Consider the following 10,990-nt stretch of genomic DNA (forward strand, 5'->3'; position numbering starts at 1 on the left):
AAGATTAAGAATTAAAGCGCCTCTTGCAATAACTAAGGCGTCGGCGTAATAGTAGGCACGCCGTTAAGAGAGATCACAACCTCTATTGTATTCGGTAATATTGATTCTACAACAATATCCGAGATTAATACTTCCACTTTCGGAACAACCTGATGTGTGCCCGGCAGCAGACCGGTCAGGTCCACGGTCACGCGGATTCCCTGACGAGTGAGCGTATCCAGCAGGGGCAGCGGGCCGGAGAGGATCACATCCACATTCAGGGGCAGAACCTGAGCGCTTAACCCTGTGCCGAGGCCGGTAATCTCCACTTTCTCGCTGGCAAGTGTAATACTGCTTTCAATTGGTGAAACACCAACCTGGATCAATACCGTCTGCTCCCCGACAATTGAAATCCCTTCCGGTAAATTCAAAGCAATGCGCGTGTTGATATCTTCCTGCGCATTTTGCAGATCAAGCGCTTGTGTTTCCAAAACACCCGGCAGTTCGCTCACAAGCTGCGGGTCACCAGCAAAAACAGTCACCACCGGAGGAAACACAGAAATATCTGTCAGGCGGTACCCGCTGGCAACACGCCCAGTTGTGATGACCTTGATCGCCACATCACGATAGCCGCCCTGCTGACTGACCGGCATCGAAACATGGATCGTTTCAGGTGAAACGGTGATGCCTTCCACCAGTTGTCCTTTTTCATCGAGGACTTCGATCGGCAGCGTTTGATCATAGTTTTGACGGATTCCGCTTAGGTCTACGGAGACACGAGCCCGCGCCACCTTCTGGACCTGAGACTGGGCGCCCGCCACCACAATTTCCACTGGCTCCAGGCTTGTTTCTCCTACCTGATACCCAACAGCAGGTTCTCCTGCCAGACTTAGATCCACGCTGAGAGTTTGTGTGGCTAAAGTCTCGAGTATGAACGTGATCGTCCCCGGCCCAACGGATACGATCTGTATCGGGCGCGCATCGATCTGTATTTGGACTTCGATGCTATGTTCACCGGAACTTAAGCCTGAAATATCCAAAATGGCTTGCACGATCTGCGGGTCGGCATCGATCAAATTCCAAACCGAGCGCGGCGCGCGCAGGGTTACTTCCACTTCTTTGGGAATGTCGCTGTTGATGACGAGGCTCGGGTCCTGCCCAATGATCTGTACCGGCACAGGAGCCTCAAGCAGACGCGTTTCATCCGGGTCGGCGGATGTGACTGCCGCGACCCAAACAGCAATTGATAATGCAAAGGCCCAGAGGAAGGTACGGTAATTTTCTGATATCCAACGAAACATTATTTATCTTCTTTTTTGGGAAATAAACCGGGGAAAAATCTTTCCAATGGATTATTTTGTGTGTGTCACCATGCGGGCGGAAAAAAGCGATCAGAATATTTTCCAAACGATCCGGGTCAAGCCGGCGTAACATTCTACCAGCATGCGCGATGGAAATGGCGCCGGTTTCCTCTGAGACAACTAGTGTGATCGCATCGCTGGCTTCGGAGGTACCCAGTGCGGCACGGTGGCGCAATCCCATTTGACGTTCGGGAGTACGGTTCAAAATTCCACTGGCTGAAAGCGGCATGACGCAAGCCGCTGCGGCAACTCGCGGCCCGACGATAATTACGCCGCCATCGTGCAAGGGTGTGTTCGGATAAAAGATCTGCAGCAGAATTTCAGGGGTGACCCGCGCATTCATCTGCACACCGGTCTGGATATATTCTTCGAGATTATCCAAACGCTGCAGGATGATCAACGCTCCATGCTGGCGGGCCGATAACCTTGCCGCCGCGCTGACCACAGCCCGGATGGTCTGCTCCAGCGGCAGATCAGCCGATTTAATGGTAACAGGCCAAACGGTCCCGGCGCGACCGAGCCGTTCCAGTGTCCGCCTGATCTCGGGGGCGAAGATGACGGGAATGGCAAGCAGGAGTGCGGGGAGGGCATTCCGCGCCAGCCATGAGAATGCAGGAAGTTCCACCAGGCTGGTGAGCAGGATGATGCCCACCACGATCAGGATCATTCCACGCAGCAATGCCATGGCCTGTGTGTCGCGCAGGGAATATAGCAAGCCAAAAAATATCAGTGTGACAAGCAGAATATCAAATAGGCTTAGCCAACTGATGCGTTGAAATATGAAAAAGAGGTTGTTGAGGAATTCTGTCACTGTTTAGGGGTTTAGGGTTCAGGGTTGGGTAATCAGGAACGAGGCAAACCTAATTACCTGATACCTACTCCCTATTCCTAAATTGGACGCAAGACACGATCCTGGCGTAACTGTTTTAAAGAAGAGGGCGCTTTCTGCGGATAAGGATTCGGCGGCGGCATCCTGCCAGGCTTGCACGCCGAGCGTTTCGGGTGTGCGTTTTTCGTAACCGAGTCTTTTCCAAAGCTCTTCCTGCGCGGCGAGATCGTTCATGGGGAAGATTAGCGATGCTTCGCTTTGTAATTCACCCGAGGCGCGTTCCACTTCGTTGATTAAAGTTTCAAGCGCTTTTTGCGGGTTGATGGTTTCTTCAAGAAAAATATCACTTGTACGCGCAACCAGATTTTCCACCTGCCAGCCCGCGAGGCCGACAATTTTTCCATCCAGTTGCAGCAGCATGTAGGCTTTTTCGCCGAAGGCTTCCATTACATTGTCGGCGGTCATTTTGCGTTTGCCCTTGCTCAAGCGTGTGATGAGTTCGGCAATATCTGCGGAGTTTTTGGGTTTGCCGCGTCGTACTGAAAATTCACCGCTGGTGGCTGCCGGTTTTATTTTGATCTGTGATTCTGTATCGGGACCGCTGGCGCCCGGGACGATCTCTTTCCATGCTGCGTTGACCTGTTTCCATAGATCATCATAGGAACCGGTATTCGTGATGACAATATTTGCCAGCGCCACTTTTGCGCTCTGCGCGGATTGCATGTGAATTCTTTCCAGTGCGCGATCGCGGGTTAATCCGCGTTTGCGGATGAGTCTTTCAACCTGTATCACTTCAGGAGCGTTGGTGACCCAGATCGAATCGCAAATTTTGCGCAGGTCGCCTTCGAGCAGTTTGATGGCTTCGATCACGATCACGCGCTGGGTGGCGCGTTTGATGAGCATTTCTGATGCCTGCCGCACCAATGGGTGGACAATGGCTTCCAGTTCGCCCATGGCTTCCGAGTCGCTGAAAACAAGATTGCCGAGTTTGCTGCGGTCGATCTCTCCATCTTTATTGATAAGCCATTTTCCAAATTTATCAACCACCTGTTGATAGCCCGGCGCTCCCTTTGCATACGCGCGATGGGTGAGCGCATCTGCGTCTATTGTGTATGCACCGAGATGCTCAAACATACGGCGTACCACGCTTTTCCCCGTGGCAATATTGCCAGTGAGGCCGATCACGAATTTGCCGGGCCAATTACTCACAGTGTTTCCTCGTTGTTTAATGAATAAATTTATGCTTCTTCTATTTTAATGTCTTTTCTTGAATTGTCCACCTTTTACCGGGTTTGGTGCTTGGCTGTTCCAAGGTCGGAAAGTTAACGCGAATCGAACAGGCGAATCACGAAAACCTTTTTAAATTCGCAAAATTCGTTCATTCGATAAACACCTGCACTCCCAAAAGTACATCGGGAAGATGTGGCGTGCGCATTCAAAATACTCCATAGAAATTAAGACACGTCAAGCGACTTGGAATAACCATGGGGTTTGGTGGCGGGATAAGGCAAGGTTGACTCTACCTTGTGCAGCGTGTATCATGCATTCACTCAGGCTGGTTGGGCAGTCGCGGTCCTGCGTTGTCGGGATCGAGGAAAGTCCGCACTCCATAGAGCACGGCGTCGGATAGCACCCGGGGCGGAGAAACCGCCGAGAGGCGTGAATCTGCCGGAAAAGGGCCACAGAAACAAACAGCCTTTCCATCCTTTTGGGTGAGAGGTGATGGTGAAAAGGTGGTGTAAGAGACCACCGGCGTTTGCCGTAATGCAGACGGCCAGGTAACCCCCGCCGGGAGCAAGGCCAAGCAGAGGCGAAATCGTCTGTGGACGATGGGAGACTGCTCGTCTCCGCATGTGCCTTTCCCTCTTGTGGGAAAGGCCAGCCTCGGGTAGGCTGCATCGAGCAGCGCGGCGACGCGCGGCCCAGAGAGATGACTGCACAAGCGGAGCAATCCGCTGGACAGAATGCGGCTTACAGACCAGCCTGAGGTACTTTGTTTATAAATAGTGCATCCATGCCATAAGGTATTGATGCACTATTTGTTTTGTACTGATCGTTTGCAGAGCCAGATCACTTCACCTGTGCAACTTTCTCAACTCTTAAATACGGCTCGCCGCGGGAGGTGTCCATTTCCATCAGGCCGGTTAAGAACATGGGTGAATTGGAACTCAGAATATTTTTCGCAACGCGATACACATCAGGGAAGGCGATGGCATCGAGTGTGCCGGTTAGGTCTTCGATGGTGAGAAACAACATCGAGTCACCTTTGGCGGTGCGGCTGCGGTGTGACGTTTGACGGATGCCGGCGATGGTCACACGCTGGCCGAGTTTGCCGGCGGCATCCACGATCGGGATGGAACTGCTTTTCGAGACTTGATCAGCTACCAGTTCGAGCGGATGCGCTTCCAAACTCACACCGAGCAATTCCAGCTGCGCATCCATCTTTTGCTGCAGAGTCCAATCATCCCCGTTGTCATCCCAGCCAAATAAATTCATCTGCCCGGCCTGCCAGCCGTTTTCTAATCTTCTTAAAATAGATGGGATCGTTCCAAAACTTTCGAGGCAGCTCGTGCGCGCCAGGCTGATCGCTTCCTGCGGACGTGGGTCGACACGCGAAAGAAATTCATCCAGTGAATGGAAAGGGGCCAGTTGGATGATGCGCTCGATGGTGCGACGTGTTAAATCCTTGACTTGATCCAGCCCCATATAAAGCGCTTCATTCTTAACCTGAAAGTTGGTACCTGCCCAATTGACATGCGGCGGTCGGACGGAAAGACCCATGCGCCGCGCTTCGCTGAGATACACACGCTGACTGTAATAGCCGCCCCAATTGGCGAGCACGCCGGCCATGAACTGCGCCGGAAAATAAGTTTTACACCAGGCCGAGCGCCATGCGATTCTTGCATAAGACGCGGCGTGCGCTTTTGGAAAACCATAGCCCGCGAAAGCCGCCATCATTTCCCAGACTCTTTCACCAACTGCAGATGGAACACCGCTCTTGCTTTGTGCTTCGCCCACAAATTTCTTTTGTAGTTCCTGCATACGTTTGCCGGGGTCAAAGTGACTCATTGCTCTGCGCAAGAGATCAGCTTCTGCCAGACTGAAGCCCGCCAGTTCATGCGCGATTCTCAAGACCTGTTCCTGATACAGAATCACGCCGAAGGTTTCATCTAATAATGGTGCCAGCGATGAATGCAAGTGATTGACTTTTTCTTCGCCTTTGAAGCGCCGGACGAAGGCATCTTTCAGCCCGCCAGTGAGTGGACCGGGGCGATACAAAGCCAGCGCCGCCATAATGTCATCTTCGCTGCGGGCGTGGATTTCTTTGAGTGTGGAGCGCATTCCGGGGCTTTCAATATTGAAACAGCCAATGGTCTGGCCGGTTTCCACACGCTGCGCAGTTGGTTCATCGCTGGATGGAATATCTTCAAGCGCCGAAACCAGATTGATATATTTTTCAGAATTATTTTCGGTGATGTATTCTGCCACATCACCGAGGACAGTTAATCCGCGGATGCCGAGCAGGTCGATCTTTACCAATCCCAGGGCTTCGACTGAATCCAGATCAAGCTGTGTGATGATGATGCCTTTGCTGCCCGAGCGCATGACCCGCACAAGATCGGTCAGCGCGGACGGGGCGACGATCAATCCGCCGGCGTGGACGGAGAGATGACGCGGTAGTTTGAGAATGGCTTCGGCTTCATCGAAGATGTGTTGATATTGCGGATGAGACAGGCGCAGGTCAGCGAAGGGAGATGCGGGGTCTTCGCCATCTTCAAATTTTGCCCAGAATGAATACGGCAATTGATTGACCATCTCGCGCACTTTGGATAATTCAATTCCATGCGCCTTGGCAACATCGCTCAATGCCGAGCGCGGACGAAAGCGATTGATGGTGCCGACCATCGCCACACGGTCTGCGCCATAGGTATCGAAGACATGTTGAATGACGGCATCACGTCTGCGGGAACATAGGTCGGTATCAATATCAGGTGGAGTGAGTCGCGCGGGATTTAGAAACCGTTCAAAGTATAGATTGAGCCGCAATGGGTCGGGACTGGTGATTCCCAAACAATGCGCTACCAAAGACGAAGCGGCGGAACCTCTTGAAGAAAATGGGACGCCCGTCTTGCGGGCATAATCCAATACTTCTTCGACAATCAGGAAGATCGGCTCAAATCCCATGCGGGCAATGACTCCCAGCTCGTGATCAAGACGGGACTGAATTTCAGGTGTGATCTCGCCATATAAATTTTGCGCACCTGCAAATGCTTTTTGCTGAAGATGTTGTGAGGCCGAGACTCCGTCGGGCAGGGGAACAGTAGGCATGTTGGGCTGACCCAGCGGAAGGTCGAAGCGGCAGCGCTCTGCAATTTCGACAGTGGCGGCCAGGGCTTCTGGAAATTCCTGAAAGCGGACTTCCATCTCCTGTGGACTGGTGAAATATGATCCGGCAGGTGCGGCGGCACTCAGCAGCAATTGTTGAACGGGTTGGTTGAGGCGGATCGCAGATAACGTGTGTTGTAATCCGGCCTGTTCGGGGTTAGATAATAAATGGGATGGGTAACGACTGTGGGAAGTGAGAGACTGCGGGCAAGTTTTGAAAGATTAAATGCGTTGACCTGGTTTTGCAGAGCAACATATAAATGATCTGGAAAGATGGGCTGTAGTTCTTCGAGGGAATGGCTGCTAAGAGCAAGCAGGTCTTGCGAATATAAAGCGAGCATTTCAAGCGAGCAGACCGTTTTGCTTTCATTCTGCAAGGCAATGGCACTGCTCAGCCTGCACAGATTCGACCAGCCTTCGATATTCATTGCCAGTACATTCAGCGGACCATGTTCGAGATCAATCTCCAGCCCGAGGATGGGTTGAATGCCGGCCTCTTTGCAAGCGGTGACAAATTCAACTGTGCCCGTCAACAGGTGATGGTCGGTGAGTCCGAGGGCGGGCATGTGATGCGTCTGCGCCGCGTGGACCAGGTCAGCGGGGGAGAGCAGCCCTTCCTGCAAGGAGTATGCGGAGTGCGCTGTGAGGTGAATGTACATTTGTTCTATTTTACAACGGTTTGGGCGGGTTGTGAAAGAATAAGACACAGAGATTATTTAATAATGTGAGTCATGGATAAGCTGGAGTTGCAACTACTTGCATGTGAAAATCTGTCGGGTATACTTGGACGCAGTGAGCGGGGAATGCCCTGCTGAGGAAATTTTATGAGCAAAGAAGCCAAAGCAAGAATCAAAATTAATGAAATGCTGAAAGAAGCGGGCTGGAAGTTTTTTGATGATGCCAACGGCAGGGCAAATATTGTCCTTGAGAACAACATCAAAATTACCGAGAGCCAGATCAACACGCTTGGCGAAAATTTTGAGACGAGCAAGAACGGCTTTGTTGATTTTCTTTTGCTTGATAAAAAAGGGTTTCCTTTTATTATTCTTGAAGCAAAAGCGGAAGATAAGCACGCGCTGGCGGGAAAGGAACAGGCGCGCAAGTATGCTTTATCACAGCACTGCCGCTTTATTATTTTATCCAATGGCAATTCACATTATTTCTGGGATACCCAACAAGGCAACCCGCGTGCCATTACAAAATTCCCTTCTCCTGAATCAGTGGAGGGATATTCGGAGTTTATCCCAAACCCGACGGCGCTTATTCGGGAGGTTGTGGATAGGGACTATATTGTTTCAACGCAAAAGCCCGATTACAAGACCGACCCCTCGTGGATTTCAGAAGTGGCGCGGGCGCAATTTGTGCAGAATAATGGATTGCGCTTTCTACGCGATTATCAGCTCAAAGCAATTCATTCCATTCAGGAACATGTAAAGAAGGGCAGGGATCGCTTTCTGTTTGAAATGGCAACAGGGACGGGGAAGACACTGGTCTCTGCGGCTGTGATTAAGTTATTCCTGCGTTCAGGCAATGCAAGGCGGGTGCTATTTTTGGTGGACAGGCTCGAACTCGAAGATCAGGCAAAGAAAGCCTTTGTGAATTATCTAAAGAATGATTATCAAACTGTGGTCTATAAAGAAAACCGCGATGACTGGCGCAAGGCTGAAATTGTTGTTTCCACAGTGCAGACTTTTACATCAAAGAACCGTTACAAGAGACTCTTTGCGCCCGATGATTTTGATCTGGTGATTTCAGACGAAGCGCACCGCAGTATTGGCGGGAATAGCCGCGCTGTATTTGAGTATTTCATCGGCTATAAACTCGGCCTGACCGCCACACCCAAAGATTACTTGAAGAATGTTGATGTTGCAAATCAAAATAATCCGCGTGAATGGGAGCGGCGTATTTTGATGGATACCTACAAGACCTTTGGCTGTGAAAATGGGATTCCCACTTATCGTTATTCACTGTTGGATGGCGTCAAGGAAGGGCATTTAATTAATCCGGTGGTCGTGGATGCGCGGACTGAGATCACTGCCCAAATGCTGGCGGATACAGGATATGTTGTGCCTGTAACCAATGAGGAAGCCGAAGAAGGCGAAGAAAATAAAGTGGACGAGCAGACCTTCGTCCGAAAAGATTTTGAGAAGACCTTCTTCTCTGATGATACCAACCGCGTCTTTTGTGAGACATATTTACAAAATGCCCTGCTTGACCCGATCAGCGGGGAGATCGGTAAAGGGATTGTGTTTTGCGTAAGCCAGAAACACGCGGCGAAAATCACGCAGGCTCTTGAATGAAATCGCAGATAAGATGTATCCCGGCAAATATCAATCTGACTTTGCGATTCAAATCACCTCGGCAGGATTCAGGATGCACAGCAGTTCTCGCTTAACTTCTCAAATAACAACCTGGGCGGATCGGCTAATTTCATTGAGAGTTACAAGACCAGCAAGGCGCGGGTAGCGGTGACGGTGGGCATGATGACCACTGGTTATGACTGCCCTGATATTCTCAACCTGGCTCTCATGCGTCCGGTGTTTTCGCCTACTGATTTTATTCAGATCAAAGGACGCGGCACACGCAAGCATGAATTCAGTGAGCAAATTACTGACCCGGCATGGAAAAAGAATGTTGGCTCAAAACAGAAAGAGCAATTCAAGCTGTTTGATTTCTTTGCCAATTGTGAATACTTTGAAGAAGATTTTAACTATAACGAAAAACTGCATCTGCCGAAACTCAAGAGCGGCACAGGTGCCAGCGGACCTGATACCGGCGGTGGTACAGGTGTTACTTATGAAGCCTATGAAAGCAACCGCGCTGATGCGATCAATGCCATTCGGGAAACTGCCATTGGCCCCGAAGGCATGCGCGTGGACAGGATGTACTTTCAGAAGTTTGAAGATCAGATCAAACAGGATAATTTTGCCGTTGAAAAGGCGGAAGCCGGAGATATGGAAGCCATCATCAAACATATCGAAGAAAATGTCTTTGACAAGCCGGAAGAGTTCTTTAACCTTGAGAAACTGCGCAAGTCTTTGAATATTGACCGCCGCGTATCTCTGCGTGAGATCGTGGAAGTGATCTTTGGTTTGAAGTCTTATTTCAAGACCAGAGACGAAATGCTGGATGAAGAATTTGATAAATTCGACAGTCGTTTTATGCCGGATGAAAAGCAATTTGCGCCCGCGAAGAATTTCTTCAGAACCTATGTGCTTGACCCCGATTTCAGAATGCAAGTGGATGATGGTAACTTTGCCTATATTATGGGAAGTCATGCGGGGGGCGAGTCTTTGAGAAAATTGACGATAGAATTACGAAACAAGATCGTTGAGTATGTAAAAGATTACGTGTCGTTCAATCAATTTACTTAATTATTTAACAAGACCCTAAGGGTTTTTAAAACCCTTAGGGTCTGAAACTTGGAATAACATGACCAGCCCTTCACCTCTTCTTTGTGACACGTATTACCATATTTATAATCGCGGTGTAAACCGCGAGAATATTTTTGTTGAAGAACGGAATTATGAATACTTCCTCAAGTTGTATGAAAAGCACATCCAGCCTGTGGCAGAGACGTTCGCCTATTGCCTTTTGAAAAATCATTTTCATGTTTTGGTGAAGACAAGATCGGAAGAGGAAATAACCTTAATCTCCAAGTCCCTAAGGGTCTCTGAGACCCTTAGGGACTCTACTACTATTACCGGTTATCCAAGTAAAAAATTCTCCGACTTTTTCAACGCCTATGCCAAGTCTATTAACAAGGCATACAATCGGGTAGGCAGTTTATTTCAACATCCATTCGGGCGCGTGCCTGTGACCTCTGACCGTCAGTTTTGGAATGTGATCGCTTATATACATCAGAATCCGCAAAAGCATGGATTTGTGAAGGATTTTCGTGATTGGAAACACTCTTCTTATGATATTCTTGTCTCTGAAGAATCCACCTTTTTACAGCGGACTGAGGTATTGGATTGGTTTTGGGACAAAGCAGGAATACCTGAACCTGCACCAGGAATGGATGCTCAAGCGCAAAGCAAGTGGTTCGCGGGTGATGATTACGATTAAAATAAATATAAAATATAGACCCTAAAGGTCTTTAAGACCTTTAGGGTCTTGGTAAATTTATATAATAAAATAAGACCCTAAGGGTTTTCAAAACCCTTAGGGTCTGTATAGTATCAAGGAGATACATCTTGTTAGATTCCGAAACAAAACGCCGTATTGACTCTGCCCGCGATATTCTCGTGGGCAAAGTGCCCGACCCGAAGAGCCAGGTGGAGCAGATTACGATTGCCTTGATCTATAAGTTCATGGATGACATGGACAGGCAATCGATCGAGATGGGCGGGAAGGCGAGTTTCTTCAAGGGTGAGTTTAAGAAGTATGGCTGGGGCAATATCTTCGACCCGCGTTTGGGCGGCGTGGAAATGTT

At 49.6% G+C, this 10,990-nt stretch carries 6 protein-coding genes, 1 other RNA gene and 2 pseudogenes; 4 read left to right on the forward strand and 5 right to left on the reverse strand.

What is annotated here, in order from left to right; all coding sequences use genetic code 11:
- Positions 1-32: 32 nt before the first annotated feature.
- From IPL71_RS17690 to coaE, 3 genes are read right to left on the reverse strand one after another with little or no spacing between them, the layout of a single operon-like run.
- On the reverse strand, positions 33-1,280 hold the full coding sequence (locus IPL71_RS17690; protein WP_345323893.1) for a CdaR family protein: 1,248 nt from the start codon (positions 1,278-1,280) through the stop codon (positions 33-35).
- Positions 1,180-2,151: a diadenylate cyclase CdaA gene (gene cdaA, locus IPL71_RS17695; protein WP_345323895.1), complete on the reverse strand. Its 972-nt coding sequence runs from the start codon at positions 2,149-2,151 to the stop codon at positions 1,180-1,182. Before cdaA ends, IPL71_RS17690 begins: the two co-directional genes overlap by 101 nt.
- Positions 2,152-2,169: 18 nt before the next feature.
- Positions 2,170-3,378 (reverse strand): dephospho-CoA kinase, encoded by a 1,209-nt coding sequence (coaE, locus tag IPL71_RS17700; RefSeq protein ID WP_345323896.1) that lies wholly within the window; start codon positions 3,376-3,378, stop codon positions 2,170-2,172.
- Positions 3,379-3,720: 342 nt separating this feature from the next.
- On the opposite strand from coaE, the gene rnpB reads away from it, so the two are divergent.
- An RNA gene (gene rnpB, locus IPL71_RS17705) (RNase P RNA component class A) lies at positions 3,721-4,159 on the forward strand.
- An 80-nt stretch (positions 4,160-4,239) separates the two neighbouring features.
- Here the strand turns inward: rnpB and dnaE are convergent.
- Together dnaE and IPL71_RS17715 are read right to left on the reverse strand one after the other, a co-directional pair.
- Positions 4,240-6,648, reverse strand: a complete 2,409-nt coding sequence (gene dnaE / locus IPL71_RS17710; RefSeq protein ID WP_345323898.1) for a DNA polymerase III subunit alpha — start codon at positions 6,646-6,648, stop codon at positions 4,240-4,242.
- A complete protein-coding gene (locus tag IPL71_RS17715) occupies positions 6,639-7,214 on the reverse strand; it encodes a PHP domain-containing protein (RefSeq protein WP_345323900.1) in 576 nt (191 codons plus the stop codon). The genes dnaE and IPL71_RS17715 overlap by 10 nt, the downstream gene beginning before the upstream one ends.
- Before the next feature lie 165 nt (positions 7,215-7,379).
- On the opposite strand from IPL71_RS17715, the pseudogene IPL71_RS17720 reads away from it, so the two are divergent.
- The 3 genes and pseudogenes from IPL71_RS17720 to IPL71_RS17730 all read left to right on the forward strand — a co-directional run.
- Positions 7,380-9,929, forward strand: a pseudogene (locus tag IPL71_RS17720) (DEAD/DEAH box helicase family protein).
- 58 nt (positions 9,930-9,987) lie between these two features.
- The gene (locus IPL71_RS17725; protein WP_345323902.1) at positions 9,988-10,623 is read left to right on the forward strand and encodes a hypothetical protein; all 636 of its coding nucleotides are present in this window, start codon (positions 9,988-9,990) and stop codon (positions 10,621-10,623) included.
- 128 nt (positions 10,624-10,751) lie between these two features.
- Positions 10,752-10,990, forward strand: a pseudogene (locus tag IPL71_RS17730) (N-6 DNA methylase); the annotation flags it as partial.

Source organism: Candidatus Villigracilis proximus (assembly GCF_016717045.1).
GTDB lineage: Bacteria > Chloroflexota > Anaerolineae > Anaerolineales > Villigracilaceae > Villigracilis > Villigracilis proximus.